Raw genomic sequence first — 15994 nt, forward strand, 5'->3', positions numbered from 1 at the left:
ATTTATTACCATGAGGCTTCATTGGATTTGATGTATTTCAATAAGCCTTGTGAGTAAACATAAGCACCCTGATTGTTCAAGTGGTTTTTATTCTCTAAATACTTTGAATTAGTCATATTCCGTAAAAATTGCTCCTCATATTCCCACTTAGCCTCTTTGGGTATTTTATTAAAGACAGGAACTTTAACTTCGAATTCAGCTTTATCGTTGCAGGTAATTGGAAGTAAAAACACTACTTTAAATTCGTTTTGCTTTTGTGTTTTTAATACTTGATTTACTTTCCCAGATATATTCACATCCAATGGACAAGAGGCAAATGCCAGTAAATCTTCTTGACTTAAAAAAGACTCTTGGGTAACTATATCATTCCTGTTCGTTGGAGAAAACCCAATTTCATCATATCCATTATAATCCTCTTGAAATACAATCCCCTTGATTGCATTTTGATTTTGAATCATCGTATTCCAAAATGCTTTCTCAAAATCATCTAAAAACCCGTAATTTTTAGATGGAGGTAAGGGTTTCTCCAAAAATTTATAATACGAATTAGGGAAATCTGGTAGTTCCAAATATTCCACAGCCGTCTTAAATGTTTCAGGATAATTAACCATATAGGATGTCAATTCGATAAAAACGACCTTGTTCCCAGGCAAATGCTTAATATACTGAGCCAAATATAGATTCTGCGCCAAGGTATTTCCTAAAAGACCTACATTGTACACTTGCCAGGTTGACAAGGAGCCTTGAATCAACGGTGAATTAACACTTCGCTGAATTCTACTAGACCCTAAAAAGAAAATTGATTTTGAGGTCGAATCAAGCCTAGCTATTGATTGCTTTAATGTAGTGATATTTGAATTCCTCGAAAATCTTCTAAAAAGTACATTCGCATAGGCAAATAGTAGCATTAAGGATATCCAAAAAGTGAGTTTTAGTACAAATCTCATCTCAAAAAGCTAAATAATAATTATTAAGACCTCCCGTAAAATCCCCAAATACAAATAGACTTAAAACAAGTTGAGTATATATTAAACGTCTTTTCCAAGGTGCTACACTCTCTAGAAATGAATCCATTCTCTCATCTTTAGACCAGAAATTGTACAAATCGACCAGTAAGAACATCATTAAAAAGATGCATATATTTCGCCAATGAAGAAACCATACTTCCATGGGGAAGTACGTGGGCATTTGAATTTTGTTCCACAAAGCCCCAAGAGTAGGATAAATAAATACTAGCGCAATGAATGAACATCCTAAAATATGATATACTATACCCAGACTTTGTTTTAATAAGCCCCCCTGTTTAAGTTTATGTACTTTCAAAGCTTTCTCCAATAGAATCCATAACCCATTCAAAAATCCCCACAAAAGGTATTGCCAGCTAATTCCATGCCATAAACCTATAAGCATATACGTTAACAATAGAAGGAGATAAGGCTTATTTCGCCAGAACTGAAACTTGATTTGCCAATAAAAAAAATAATCTCTGAACCATTCATTTAAGGTAATATGCCATCCTCTCCAAAATTCATGTCGATTCCTAGAAAAATAGATTCGTTTATGAAAATTATCTTTTAATCGAACATTAAAAATTTCAGAAACCCCTTGAAAAAAATCAATAAATGAACTAAAACTGAAGTATATGTAGAAAAAGAACAAGCAACCAATTAACAGGGTCCACCATCCTCCTATTTCACTCCCTCTTAATGTGATTAGTAATTGATTTAATCGTTGAGCCAATACAAAATTCTTGAACAGTCCCCATAATATGAGTCGCATTCCATTACTAAATGACTTTTCGGATATGTTAGCTTGATCAAACTGCTCATTTAAATAGCTGAATCTGTGTAAGGGGCCAGCATGTAAGGTGGGGAAATAGAGTAAATAGAGCATTAATTTAAAAAATGAATCAGCTGGCTTGATAAACCTTCTTCTAATATCCATCAAATAACTTACGGCATTGAAAACAAAAAAACTTAAACCCACAATTTGCCAAATGCCCGTATTCTCCCAAAAATTTACTTCCAGTAAATTGATGTGATCAATCCAAGATTCTTTTAGTTTATATACGATCAAAAATCCTATGAGAATACCGATTCCTAATCCTATCCAAGGAAATGAAGATTGAATTTTATTTCCCATCCAATAGGTAATGCCGCTTCCTACTAAGAAAAAAAACAAGGTTAATGGCATAAAAATACCGATCGTAAGCATGGAGCCGACTAAAAGAGCTTTCCAAACCTGTTTTTTAAAAATAAAACTAAAACAAATGGTGAAGAGTATATAAAGAACACTTGAAAAAAGTCCAATTTGAGCCATATTAATACATTTTAACCATAGCTCTCTCTAAAGTCCTCATAAATATTTGATTCCCCCATTCCAAAGGTTGTGTTGAATCAATATTAAATTTTTGAAGGAACTCTACCATAGGTTTAAGTCCAAATTCCATTTCTTTTCTAGCGATCAAGGCCCCTAAACAGAGGTGTGTTCCTGCTCCAAAAGCTAGGTGTGGATTAATTTGTCTATCCGGTAAAATTTCTTCTGGCGATTCAAATATTTCCTCATCTCGGTTGGCACTAGCAATTCCCAAAACAAATCTCGTACCTGCAGCAAAATGTTGACCTTCAACAATGACATCCGTTTTGTTTTTCCTGATGGTAAACTGAAGTGGAGAATTGAAACGTATAAACTCCTCCGTTACCCATTTGATTTCTTTTGCATCCGCATTAACAATAAAATCTATTAATTGAGGATTTGACAAAACATAGTATAGAGTAAAGGACAAATTATCTTTTGAAGTCTCAAAAAAAGCCATTAAAGTCACAGCCAATATGGAATAATAATCATCCTCTTCGAATTCAAACCCTTCCAATTCTTTCACTAATTTGGCTTTAAAACCTGTTTCAGAAAAAAGACCTTTCCCCCACAAAAAACATTGGTTGATTTCTAAATACATTTGTTTAGAAACAAAAATATCCTGACTTCTAGCAGCCAAATTAGAGTACTCAACAACTTTTTCAAAGCTAGCAAAATCTTTGAGTCCAATAAATTGCTTTAGAATTTGAAAAATGAAGTACTTAGAAAAATCCACTAAATCTAATTCCTGATAATCTTGGAAATGATTCACACTATCTTTTACAGCCTCTTGAATCAAACGATCAAAATCATAGCTGAACAATACTTTTCCTAATGCAATTCTTAGCTTTCGGTGTATGTCTCCATTTAGATACATTAACCATTTACTCGTAGTTTTAGCAAGGAAAGGGCATTGAGGACTATTCTTAAAAATATAGCTTTCTTTACTCTCGAAATAAGTTGCCAAACTACTTACCTCAAAGTCCGTCGAATCTAAAATGGGCGCAATATCACGATATCTAAACAACAAAATATTCCCAAAACTGTCTTTCTGGATAGGGTTATGCTGCCGACAAAGGGCATAAATCGGATAGGGATCATTAAAATAATCAGGAGCAAAGGGGTTCCATTTTATTGTTGATTTTCCATCCATACACAGAGTTTATTTATCGTATTAAACTCCGAAAATAAGGAAGGATCTACATTTTCCAACTGAAATACGCTTTCCATTTCAAAAGATATGGAAACAATGGACAATGAATCTAAATTAAAATGTTCAAATGGCACGTCACAATCAACCTCTTCCTCTGCAATTGACGCCTCTGAGGCTATTTGTGTAATCAACCAATGCTTAAAATTCATTCAATTTTATATTTTATTAATTTTCAAATTTACATCATAAAAACAAATACTCCGCTCAAAATCCATATAAAGGCATTCTTATAAAAAATAGGACTTAAATCTCGTATCATCGAACAGCATTCATCCTTTGAATTTACCATTAAATAATTAGGCCCTTCAAACTTTGACATTTCTCCTTTTATTGTCTTATTTCAATTACCATTTGGACAACTAAGTAAATGCTCCAATTAAGAAGAATCGCCTTTTATTGTATCCCCAATTTACTATTTGGGGGAATTTTACTACTCCAACATTTCCCATTAATCGGTCGAGTGGATACAACCATTCATGCCCGCATAGAAGCTCAATTTTTAGCTTCTAATGTAGGTACTACACCATTTTGGATAAGAAGTTTACAATATGGTCAAGTTCCCATGGAAAACCCAGGGGCAGTTATTAGGGCTTGGTCAGGGAAGAATTACCATTTGAAGAAAAAATCCGATTGGAAATATGAGCTAGAAGCCACAGGATGGGGAGGCAAACAAAATGAATTTGGCTTAACACAAGCCTATATAAGTGGTAGAAGTGGGAAATGGGAATTATGGGCTGGAAGGAGAAAAGAGATCTATGGTTTAGGGGATTCCACGCTGTCTGGTGGATTTTATGCATGGTCTGGCAATGCACTTCCCATCCCAAAGGTTCAAATTGGCACCAGGGATTACCTTAACTTATTTAAAGGCTGGTTAGGGGTCCATATGACATTTTCTCATGGTTGGATGGATAACCAAGGTCCCACCATCCATGGTTTTTTACACCAAAAAAGTCTCTATGGTCGATTCGGGCGACAAGATGGATTCATTAATGTATTTGCAGGAATCAATCATCAAGTCATATGGGCTGGAGAAGCCAAGGTTAAAACTGGCAATAAAACAGACTTTTATCCTAGTCATTTAGACACCTATTTTTATGTTGTCACTGTTTTAAAAGATCGAGAACTCATAAAACCTGATTCAACAGCCACTTATGACGATTTGGGTAACCAATTTGGAAATCATCTAGGTTCATTTGATTTGGCTATCAAATTTCATCCACATTGGGGAGAGATTTTAATCTATAAGCAATCTGCCTATGAAACAGGGAGAGGATTTGCTTTGACCCAAATTAATGATGGATTAACTGGAATTTCCTTCAAAAATAAGACGGGGAGCTTCATTGATAGGATTACCTTGGAATATTTATACACGGCCAACCAAGGTAATTATATTTCAGGCTTAGCCGAATTTTTCAAAATCAAAGATCCCCATCAATCCGAAATTGAATCCTATTTCAACAATGGCTGTGGAAGCTGGCAATATGGAGGAAAGGGGATTGGAACGCCTTTGATCATCATTGACAGTGAAAGTCAGCAAGGCGGAGGATTAAATTTTACGTTAAATGCTGTAAAATCGTTTTACATTGGCCTCTCAGGAAGAATTAATAATACCACATTTTGGCAATCACGACTTTCTAGCTCTTTCTATGCTAGCCCAAGAAATCATGTAGCCCCGAGGCTATCTGAAAGTGATTTCATATCCCAGTTTTCAGGTATAATTTCTTTGCAAAAAATACTGAATGATCAATGTAATTTAAACCTTCAATTCGGATATGATGAAGGTAGTCGAGTGAAGAATACACTCGGCGGAAGCATAGGTATCAAATATAGCTTATTCTAAGCTATATTGAAGATTGTGAAAATGAGGTCAATGTTTTCAATATCCCTTCACGAGAGCTTAATGGCATATTTTTCCCAATAGCTTGAGTAATTTTTTCATTACTGACCACATAGCTCTCGGTTAATTTTGTCAATCTTTCTGAATTTAAAGGCAGATGAATCCAATCTCCCAATTGGGCCATTCTAGAAATAATTGCTTTAGGCAAATTCCAAATGGATGCTTGCTTCCCTGCAGATTGAGCCATTAATTGGATTAATTCATTCGTTGATAGCGACTCATCATCCGCTACTTGATAAATCCCTGATGGTATATCTTTTCTGTCAATTAGTTCTTGAATGACAAATACTAAATTATCTATACTACAAAAAGAACGGTGATTACTAAATGCTCCTAAAGGCCAAGGAATTCCTCGGCGAACTACCTCAAATAACAAGTTCAAATTTCCCTTATTTCCTGGACCATGAATCATACACGGTCGCAAGATATAGACTCTTTTCCCATCTGGAATAGCATGACTTAGTATATATTCCTCTGCCAAAAGCTTACTTTTCCCATAATGTGTTTGAGGATTAGGAAGTACCTCCTCCGTTAAAATACCTTCCACAGCATCCGCAGAAGCTTTAACTGAGCTCATAAATATAAACGTAGACGCTGTTGATTTCAAAAATGAATCAAAAACCTGCTTAGTCAATTCTGTATTGACGGCATAATATTCATTAGGCTCACTGACCTTTTTAAGATCATGTGCTTTCCCAGCTAAATGAAGAACAACATCGGATTCAACATTGAAATTCTCTCGGTCAAAAACATAGAATTCATGTGTAGGCGCAAGGCTCCCCATGACATTTTTTCCTACAAATCCAGAAGCGCCCGTTATAAATATTTTCACAAATATTGAATGATTGATTCCGCCATGGCGTGGTTAATATTATCTCTATTATACTTGCTGAAAAACTCCTTTCGGTCTATTTCTTTACCTTCATTGAATTCTTTCACGCCTCGAACCATAGCCTCCACATCACAAGGAGAGAAAACAAATGAACAAGTAATTTCCTTCTCAATGAACTCTTTAGCATAGCCAGAAACACCCGCAATCATGGGACTATCAAACGTGGCCAATTCAAAGATTTTACTGGGTAACACTTTTTTAAACGCATCTAAGTCATTCAAATGAAGGAATAAATAATCTGCTTTTTGGTACTCTTCAATTAACAAATTCCTTTGTATCGGCTTTCTTAGTTCTACATTGGTTACATGCCTTTTTTGTAATTCCGACAATAACTTGCCCTTTGCGCCTCCATCTCCAATGATGATAAATTGATATCCTTCTCCTAACATCACTGCAGCTTGAGGTATAATTTTATGAAGACCTTGCCCCTCTCCAATATTCCCAGCATAAACAATTGTCTTTACTGCATTGTGTTCCTTTCTTAAGCTTACAGGATTCGGTTTCACTTGTAAAAATTCATCGTCAATCCCATTCGTGAATTCCGAAAACTCTACGCCCTTAAATTGCTGAAAATATGTCTTAAATCCCCCGCTAATTAAATTAATGTGTACGGCATTGGAGAAGGTTTGATACTCAATAAGCTTTAACACGGGCAACATAAATAATTTAATGATGGGAGATTTAATAACATCACTAATCGTATCCACAAATATGTCCCTAATGTCCAAGTACAACGGTTTTTTATGCTTGATCGATAAAACATATCCCAAAAAAGCAGTAAAAAGTCTACTAGAAGAAGCAAATATTAAATCCGCTTTTTGCCCTTTGTTTAACCTAATAACCTCTTTAAAATACGTATAAAAAGATTTTATTTGATCCATCATCCCACTTTCATGAGCTGGCAAAGCTATTCGATGAATAATCAAATTACCTCTTTCTTCATATGCACTCGCCTCAGCATGGTAGGTATCGTATCGATTGGGCATGGTGGTATAAACTTCTACCACACTATCCTCCTTTACCTTTTCTGCCAAAACCTTGGCTAAAGGACTATTCCTAAAAGATCCTGCACACAAATCCGGTTCAAAGTAAAACGTTAAATAGACAATTCTTTTCAAGTGCTTAAAATGTTACATTCAAAATTATTTCTTGAGACTCTGGCAATGCTATTTCCAAGCAAATAGTAGGAACCGAAAGTCCAAATATAGGGTGATAGCTTGATTTTTTCTGTATGATTGGTATGTCATTAATACCATCTGAAGCTTTCAATACAGCTAAATTTTTACCATTTTTATCCAAATAAAGCACTTGATCTTCTTCCCTAACGGTTATTTCTGGATGAAGAAAATACCTAGCTTTTGCACTTGCTATTTTACCAAAGATCTGATCTTTAACGGTCAAAATTACCCCTTGCTTAGTCCAAGTCCTTCGATGAATTATATCTTTTGAAAATCGTTGATAACCTGTATGCGAACAAGCAAGTGTAAAATCAACTCCTTCTTGATTCCAATCCAAATCCATCGGTTCAGCACGACGTGCCACTCTAAATCCTGACCATACTTCAGATGAGTTTTCTCCATTAATTTCCACCGTTGAATGCGCGCTGGTACTTCGCTGCCTTAGCCTTTCTTGGCTCAGACCGTACAGGGAAGTTCCTGAATTAACAATGACACGTTCTCCATGTAAAGCTAATTCAAAGGATAATGTATCAGCATGTGCATGTCCTGGCAAATATGTTGGGCCAATTTCCCCAACATCAGCTATCATCTTAAATTCCTTACTGGCAGAAACAAAAAAACCTGATGACTTTAATAATCTTGTAGTGGCCTCCCCCTCCATTTTATTGACTTGAATCCCCAAATCGAAGGCAAAAGGTTCCAATTGATCCAATCTTGGGGCTATACCATTGGCACAATCATTAAAATGAGCCAATTCTCCATGAGCATAAGACATGAGTTGTAACCAGGTAAATCCCAATTGAATTTTTTGAGCTACCTCACTCCTAGGGAAAGTTGGTATGTTTGCATGGCAAATCGCAAATAGATCCAATAAATCCTCCATCCCTAAAGCATGATACATTGGGCTCAATTCAAAATGTGCTCCGTCTTCTAAAAACTGCTCATTCAACTCCTGGTTAAGTATCTCTAGACCTTGATTCAAATATTTCTGAGCCTCTAATCCTTTAAAAAACACCCCCGCAAATATCAATGCTTTGGCATTAATGAATAAGTGATTGCCCAAAAGATGGTATTCAGGTCTATCACCTAAATACCGTACTTGATTCCAAAGACTGGTCAGCGCTTTGTCTGTCAACAATTTTGTTCGCCAATGCCATTTTATCCAATTGATGATTCTCAAAGAGCTAGGATATGGCTCCCAGGCTGTTCCTTTCCCAAATGGGTTTTCATCAATCCACTGATGTATCAGATCCAGTTCTTTTTGAACTCTTGAATCTTCCTCTACATAAGAACTATTGATAAAATCAAAATAATGTAGATTATATCTCCACAATTTAGACACCTCAGGATGATCCCAGCCTATAGATGACAAACAATTGGTCTCGGATAAGAAGGTAAAACAATCCAGATCTTGAGTAAAGGATTGTTTAGCTATAAACCCTTGATAAGAAGTATCAGTATCGATTTTAGGATGTATAGATACCTCTCGAATACTTCTTGGTAAAAAATGAATAAACCGACCAATCAGCTGGGTCGGTTTTAAGAACTTAATCGTATGAAATAGTAAAGTAATTTTACGCCACATTATGCTAACCTAATTGAATCAACTTTTGTATAATGCGCTCTCCTGTTTTGCCATCCCATAAAGGAGGAATTCCACCCTTTTTCCAATCTCCTCGAAACAACTTTTCTAGAGCAGGAGCTATTGCTTTGGGATTAACACCTAACAATTCATTCGTTCCCAGACTAATCGTTTCGGGTCTTTCTGTATTATTTCTCAATGTCATGCAAGGTACTCCCATCATGGTAGTCTCTTCGGTAATTCCACCCGAATCAGTAATGACCGCTTTAGCATGTTTAACCAAATAATTAAACTCTAAATAAGACATTGGATCTATTTGAATTAAAGAATCATAGTTTACTTCTAATCGATTCAATATTTGTTTCGTACGAGGATGCACTGGAAATATCAAAGGCAATTGATTCGAATGAATCACTATTTGATCAATTAATTCTTTTAACTTACTTTCTTCATCCACATTGGCTGGACGATGTAATGTCATTACCAAATACTTCCCTTTTTCAAGATGGTGCTGATCCCAAACTTCTGGCTTTATAAACCTAGCTTGGTTCAACAATAAGGTATCAATCATCGTATTACCAACAAAAAAGATCCGATCATCTGATATCCCTGACTTTCTAAGATTTTCATTAGCTACCTCAGAAGTAGTGAAAAAATAATCGCTGATACTATCTGTCAATAATCGATTTACTTCTTCAGGCATACTGATGTCATGTGAACGAATACCTGCCTCCACGTGAGCGACTTTAATTTGTAATTTTTTGGCTACAATGGCACATGCCATGGTGGAAGTCACATCTCCTACCACCAAACATAAGTCCGTAGTCTCTTCTAGTAGGAGCTTTTCATAACCCATCATAATTTTAGCGGTTTGCTCCGCTTGGGTTCCCCCACCTGCGCCTAGATTTACATCAGGTTCAGGTAAATTCAATTGCTCAAAAAACGAATCACTCATATTTCGGTCAAAATGCTGACCTGTATGAATCAATCGGAATTGAATATTTAGTTTTTGCGCTTGTGCCTGCTTAATCGCATGGATGATGGATGCAATTTTAATAAAATTCGGTCTTGCGCCTGCTATTAAATCTATTTTCATACTAAACGGTAATCCAAGTTCCTTCACGTAAACTCTTTAATGCAGCGAAGGAAGCTTTTGTTGTGTTATAAATTTCATCAAATGGGATTAATGGCCCTTTACCTTGCTTGACACTTTCTATCAACCCTTTAAATTGGTCTTTATGACCTTTATCTAAAGTTCCACCCATGGAACTAAAACCCTTAAATCCATAAGCACTAAGCTTTCTAAAATTATCTACAATTAATGTTCTCCCTTGTGAATAAACTTCTATCCGCTCTTTGGCATATGCCTTACTGCCATTTGCAAAATAATTAATAACCCCTTGCGATCCATTCTCAAATTTCAAGGTAATAATCGCATTATCGGTCTGTTCCGTTGGATTTTTGCCTAAAGCGCTCATGGTCACTTCTGCCACTTTGCTTCCTGTTAAATACACCATCAAATCGATAAAATGGCATGCTTCCCCTACAATTCTTCCACCTCCAACTTGCAAGTCTTGAACCCATACATCGGCAGGAATAAAGCCTGCATTCATCGTTGCAATGATATTCAACGAATCTGTACTTCCTCCTAGCAATGTTTTTGCTTGTCTAACAAAGGGAGAAAACCTGCGATTAAATCCAACGGTTAAGGTCAAAGACGCTTCTAGTGATTGATAGACTTGTCTGATGTCTTCCAATTGTTCATCGTTGATAGCTAACGGTTTTTCTACAAAAACGTGTTTGCCAGCTTGCAATGATTCCTTCACCATCTGGGCATGTGCATCATGTCTGGTTGTGATTAAAACCAAGTCTACTTCTTCATCCTGTAATATTTGGTGGTAGTCTGTGGTACTAAATTCAAACCCATATTTATTGGCCAACGATTTAGCTGTCAGTCCCCCAGCACTAGAAATATATTTATACTGAGCTCCGCTATTTTTCAAGGCGGGCATCATCGTCATTTTAGTAAAATTCCCCGCCCCAATAATGCCAATTACCCCTGATGACTTTTGAGCGACATAAGCCTTACCAGAAACGACCGTCTGATTCCAATCAATGGTGTCAGTATATTCTAAAATAGAGGCGATGGAGCCTCCTCCCATTTTATTATAAATCTGCAAATAATCCGCCAAAGGAACTCGCTCTGTAATTAAATCAGCTACTTGTAATCTTTTGGTAGCTAATGCAGTCAATATGGCTTCAAAATTTCTCTTTTCTGTCCAACGAACATAGCCGATGGGATAGTCTACACCCTTCTGTTCATAATCTTCATCATATCTTCCAGGACCATACGAGCAAGAAACTTGAAAGCTTAGTTCTTTTTTGAAAAAGTCGGCGCGTTGAATATCCAATCCGATGACTCCAACTAGAACTATTTTACCTCGCTTTCGGCTCATTTGAGCAGCTTGACTGATGACCTCGTCACTTTTGGTGGAGGCGGTAATAATAACAGCATCAGCTCCCACTTGATGGGTTAGGGACTCGACCGTTTTCACCACATCCGTATGATTGGATTGGAAGGCATGTACCCCTTTCTTTTGGGCTAATTCAACTTTCTGAATATCAAAATCAAAACCAATCACTTGGCAACCATTGGCCAAAAGTAATTCTGCTGTAATCAGGCCGATTAGACCTAATCCGATTACAACCACTGTTTCTCCAAAGCTTGGATTAATTAGGCGAATTCCTTGTAAGCCAATTGAACCTATGACAGTAAACGCTGCTTCTTCATCACTGACATTATCTGGGATTTTGGCAACTAAATTTTGTGGAATACACACCACTTCGGCATGATGCCCATTGCTGGCCACTCGATCGCCTATGGCAAAATCTTTTACTCCTTCTCCCACAGCAACCACCTCACCCACATTGCAATACCCAAGAGGTAAAGGTTCATCTAATTTATTAAAAACAGCTTCCAAGGTTGGCATTAAGCCTTCCGTTTTAATTTTATCTAAAACCTGTTTTACCTTATCGGGTTGTTGCCTTGCTTTTGAAATGAGATTCCCTTTCCCAAACTCCACGAGCATTTTTTCAGTCCCTAATGAAACTAATGAACGTCTTGTTTTGATCAAAACAGCTCCTTTCCTGACCATGGGTGCAGGAACTTCTTCTAAGAGGGTATCTCCCTTTTTTAAATCTTGAATTATTTGAAGCATAGTGTATGTAACCGAACTAGTTGAGAATAACTTTTTTCCATGTTGACTTTAAACTTAAACAAGGCTTCTCGACCAATTTCCATGATAAATAGGCAAGAATAAACGTAATAGATAGGGCTAATAATAACTTATTACTAGTCACTTTTAAGTCTATTAAAATATTTACAACCACCATGTGATATAAATATATCCCATAAGAGAGGTCATTCCCTCTAAGAATTTTGTCTGATAAAGTTCCGTTTGAAAAAGCTGCTGATAAAACTAACATGGATAAAAATACATTGGATATCCAACCAAAAAAATTGGGATAATATGAGCCATCATATAGCCCCAATTTAAAATAAACAAGCCCTATGTAAACTCCATAAATGATTGCCCAAATCAAGAATTTTCCTTCAACCCATTTTCGAATATGCTTCCAAAAAATAAAGCTAAAATACCCGAGTAGAAAATAGGCTAAAAAGGGCGCAAGCGTAATATGATATAATTTAGCAAACATCAGATTGACGTCTAATGTCCGATAAAAATAATTAAGAAATAAAACGGCTACAATCAAAAAAGAACAGAAAACTAGCCAATTTCTTTTGGATAATTGCTTGTGTACAAAATAAATAAATGGCAAAAAGACATAAAATTGAATTTCCACTGGAATAGTCCACAAACTTCCATTAGGCGCTCCAACACCCCAAGTTCTTAAAAAATCAGGCGTATAAAATTGAAAAAAACTTATTTGACAAAGTACCCAACGCCAAAAGTAACTTGAAAACAGTGTATCGAAAGTTAAAACTCTGGTAGCAAATAAACCTAAAAGCAATATGATGAAGCAAAACCAAAGACCAGGGAAAATTCGAACTATTCGATTGATAGAATATTCTTTCCAACTCGGGTTACGATAAAATGAGTTAGAAATTAAGAACCCCGATACTGTAAAAAAAATAGGTACACCAGGAAACAATGATAGTACCTCAAAGCCAGAAGGTAATTTAACCTCCAAATGTGATGCAGAATGAGCCAATGCAACTTGGATTGCTGCAAAAATCCTGATTAAATTAAAGTTATTTGTTAAACTGAAAGTCGCTAATTTATCATTTACCATGCTATAATCCGGCTTTTAAAACTTCCTTCTTCTCCAACTTATTAGGGTAATTGATCAATACCGCCTTGTATTTCCCTTTAAAAACAAATAGACTACCTGCCGCTGCACCTATGACCCCAAACTCCTTCATTAAATTGGAAAGATCATCTAAGGATGCGGCTCCCCCAATCACCGTCATGGGTAAGGTTAGTTGCTTACGCATTTCTCTAATTAGTTTGATGTCATAACCCGACATCATCCCATCACGGTCCACCGAATTAATCACAATTTCTCCGGCCCCCAAGTCTTGGCATTTTTTAGCAAATTCAACAGGAGAAAGACCATGTGATTTTTTTCCATTCAAGGTTACCACCTCTTGTTTGCCAAATAAACCTTTGGCTTTTACATCAATGACCACCACAATACTCTGTGAACCAACCGCATGAGCCATGGATTGAATAATTTCGGGGTTTTCAACAGCAGCGGAACTTATGGCTACCTTTTCTATCCCTAAAGAAATGATCTTTTTTACTTGTTCGATCGTACTTACTCCTCCTCCATAACACAATGGCATCCGGCTCTCCATCGCCAACATGCGAATCAACTCAAAATCTGGCTCTCGTTGCTCTGCTGAGGCATCAATATCCAATACCATGAGTTCATCTACCTCTTTCTCATTGAATATTTTAACCGCATTTAATGGGTCTCCTACATATTTCCCTTCTTTAAACTTTTCCGTTTTAACTAAGCCTTTATTTCGAATTAAAAGACAAGGTATGATCCGAGGTCTTAGCATATTTATACTTGAGAAAAATTATAAAAAATATTGATACCGTTTTGATGACTCTTCTCTGGATGAAATTGCATCCCATAGACATTTTCATGGTGTACAGCAGATGCAAATGAAATTCCGTAGTCGGTAGTACTTAAGATATCTTGTGTGTTATGACAATCAAAATAATAACTATGCAAAAAATAAAATCCCTCTTCGGGGTCTACCTGATTAAAAATAGAATGCTCTTGTTGAATATTGACAGTATTCCAACCTAAATGAGGCAAATAAGGCTTTTGCTTAAATACCGATTCATCAAATTTCCTCACTTTACCTTTAATCCAACCGAATCCTTGGAGATTACCTTCTTCACTATTTTCTGCTAATAATTGCATCCCTACACATATGCCTAGAATCGGCTTCTGCTCCCCTAAAACCATTTCGTCCAAAAATACTTTTAAGCCTGAATCATTCAATGTTTTCATGGTTTCATCAAATGCCCCTACTCCTGGTAATATTAAATGACTCGCTTTGGCCAATTCCTTGGGCTCTGAAGAAATAAAAAAGTCAATATTCCCCTTTTTATAAATATTAGAAATGGAAAAAATATTTCCAGATCCATAATTCACTATTCCTATTTTAGCCTTTTTATTAAGATCCATTTTATCTTTTCCCTGCTTTTTCTATCCCCAACATTTTAAACAATTTGGCACCTATTTTATAAATGCTTTCTTGCGATTTATAATCCTTATAAGTCTTATTAGGTGCATCGAAATATCCTTGCAGTTCCTCCGTTGGGATTCCCAATTTATTCGCTATGTATTCAAAATCATGTTGAATCATAGATGGGTCAAAAGGACTATCTTTCAGTTTTTCGAGAGCTTCATCGCGTTTCATTTGCCCAGTCACAATCAAACTAGAATATTGAACCCTTCGAACATCATAACCAAACTTCTTTGGCAACCAATAGCTCTCATAGAATTTCGTAAATCTAGACTCAAAATGCTTTTGAGGATAAGGTTGCCAGCCAAACTTATCTTGCAATAATTGCATGGCCTCCGTTTTAATGTAAGGCACATAATTCAGTGGCTTAATGACTTTAATCCCCCTTAAATAAGGCAAAAATAATTTATGCCAAAGGATACTTGTCAACGGATACTTTTTCAAAGGCTTTCTGCCAAATTTTTGATGGATATCATTCAACTGAATAACATCGGATTGATAATACATCCATTCAATCGGGTTACGGATGCACTCCGTGGAGAAATTAGCTCCTGTCAATATATACTTCACCTTATACTTGGATGCAAAATTGTACATCGTGGCAAAAAAAGCATGGTCTTGTGGGGTATCAATATGAGGAACCCCAGCCTTAAAGTAGGATAATTGGAGATCTTTCATTTCTTCCCAATCAATCACTTCTGTATATAAATCCAGCTTGAGATGATCTACAATACGTTCGATATTATTCACAGCAATTTGTGAATTCCAGCCTGCATCTACGTGAAATACCAAAGGTCTTAATCCTAATATCTCTTTAGCTACATAAACTAAATAAGAACTATCAATACCTCCGCTCATTCCTATGATACAATCAAAGTCTTTTCCTTCTCCCTCTTTTTTTATTTTTTCTACCACTTTTTGTAGCTCTTTCATCCCCTTTTCTCCAGTATCCCAATGAGGTAAGGTGTGGGTATAATAGGTGTTACAGTGATCGCAAACTCCTTTTTCATCAAATACGATTTGGGTGTCAGAAGTATCCATGACACAATTCGTACAAATCTGATAATTAGTATTACTCATAAAATGAAG

Annotated in this window: 14 protein-coding genes; 1 reads left to right on the forward strand and 13 read right to left on the reverse strand. The window is 36.2% G+C overall.

Going from position 1 to position 15994, the window contains the following annotated elements; translation table 11 throughout:
• Positions 1-5: 5 nt before the first annotated feature.
• The 4 genes from EWU22_RS00935 to EWU22_RS00950 form a co-directional block, all read right to left on the reverse strand.
• Positions 6-737, reverse strand: a complete 732-nt coding sequence (locus tag EWU22_RS00935) for a hypothetical protein (protein ID WP_130924019.1) — start codon at positions 735-737, stop codon at positions 6-8.
• A 211-nt stretch (positions 738-948) separates the two neighbouring features.
• The gene (locus EWU22_RS00940) at positions 949-2214 is read right to left on the reverse strand and encodes an MBOAT family O-acyltransferase (RefSeq protein ID WP_161566764.1); all 1266 of its coding nucleotides are present in this window, start codon (positions 2212-2214) and stop codon (positions 949-951) included.
• Between the two features lie 106 nt (positions 2215-2320).
• Positions 2321-3508: a cytochrome P450 gene (locus tag EWU22_RS00945; RefSeq protein ID WP_130924021.1), complete on the reverse strand. Its 1188-nt coding sequence runs from the start codon at positions 3506-3508 to the stop codon at positions 2321-2323.
• Positions 3487-3717, reverse strand: a complete 231-nt coding sequence (locus EWU22_RS00950) for an acyl carrier protein (RefSeq protein ID WP_130924022.1) — start codon at positions 3715-3717, stop codon at positions 3487-3489. Before EWU22_RS00950 ends, EWU22_RS00945 begins: the two co-directional genes overlap by 22 nt.
• A 218-nt stretch (positions 3718-3935) precedes the next feature.
• Here EWU22_RS00950 and EWU22_RS00955 point away from each other — a divergent pair, with 218 nt between their 5' ends.
• Complete coding sequence (locus EWU22_RS00955; protein WP_130924023.1) at positions 3936-5408, forward strand: capsule assembly Wzi family protein; 1473 nt, start codon at positions 3936-3938, stop codon at positions 5406-5408.
• A 1-nt stretch (position 5409) separates the two neighbouring features.
• Here the strand turns inward: EWU22_RS00955 and EWU22_RS00960 are convergent, their stop codons facing one another.
• Genes EWU22_RS00960 through EWU22_RS01000 form a run of 9 tightly spaced genes read right to left on the reverse strand, consistent with a single transcriptional unit; the run spans position 5410 to position 15985 of the window.
• Positions 5410-6297, reverse strand: a complete 888-nt coding sequence (locus EWU22_RS00960) for an NAD-dependent epimerase/dehydratase family protein (protein ID WP_130924024.1) — start codon at positions 6295-6297, stop codon at positions 5410-5412.
• A complete protein-coding gene (locus EWU22_RS00965; RefSeq protein WP_130924025.1) occupies positions 6294-7475 on the reverse strand; it encodes a glycosyltransferase family 4 protein in 1182 nt (393 codons plus the stop codon). Before EWU22_RS00965 ends, EWU22_RS00960 begins: the two co-directional genes overlap by 4 nt.
• A 4-nt stretch (positions 7476-7479) precedes the next feature.
• Positions 7480-9120: a heparinase II/III family protein gene (locus EWU22_RS00970; RefSeq protein WP_130924026.1), complete on the reverse strand. Its 1641-nt coding sequence runs from the start codon at positions 9118-9120 to the stop codon at positions 7480-7482.
• A 4-nt stretch (positions 9121-9124) separates the two neighbouring features.
• A complete protein-coding gene (wecB, locus tag EWU22_RS00975) occupies positions 9125-10213 on the reverse strand; it encodes a non-hydrolyzing UDP-N-acetylglucosamine 2-epimerase (RefSeq protein ID WP_130924027.1) in 1089 nt (362 codons plus the stop codon).
• A 1-nt stretch (position 10214) separates the two neighbouring features.
• Positions 10215-12335: a bi-domain-containing oxidoreductase gene (locus tag EWU22_RS00980; protein ID WP_130924028.1), complete on the reverse strand. Its 2121-nt coding sequence runs from the start codon at positions 12333-12335 to the stop codon at positions 10215-10217.
• Positions 12336-12351: 16 nt separating this feature from the next.
• Positions 12352-13431, reverse strand: a complete 1080-nt coding sequence (locus EWU22_RS00985) for an acyltransferase family protein (RefSeq protein WP_130924029.1) — start codon at positions 13429-13431, stop codon at positions 12352-12354.
• Position 13432: 1 nt separating this feature from the next.
• Positions 13433-14206 (reverse strand): AglZ/HisF2 family acetamidino modification protein, encoded by a 774-nt coding sequence (locus EWU22_RS00990; RefSeq protein WP_130924030.1) that lies wholly within the window; start codon positions 14204-14206, stop codon positions 13433-13435.
• A 2-nt stretch (positions 14207-14208) separates the two neighbouring features.
• Positions 14209-14844, reverse strand: coding sequence for an imidazole glycerol phosphate synthase subunit HisH (gene hisH / locus EWU22_RS00995; protein WP_130924031.1), 636 nt, complete (start codon positions 14842-14844; stop codon positions 14209-14211).
• A 1-nt stretch (position 14845) separates the two neighbouring features.
• Complete coding sequence (locus EWU22_RS01000) at positions 14846-15985, reverse strand: N-acetyl sugar amidotransferase (RefSeq protein WP_130924032.1); 1140 nt, start codon at positions 15983-15985, stop codon at positions 14846-14848.
• Positions 15986-15994 lie beyond the last annotated feature (9 nt).

Source organism: Aquirufa nivalisilvae (assembly GCF_004307455.1).
Classification (GTDB): Bacteria; Bacteroidota; Bacteroidia; order Cytophagales; family Spirosomataceae; genus Aquirufa; species Aquirufa nivalisilvae.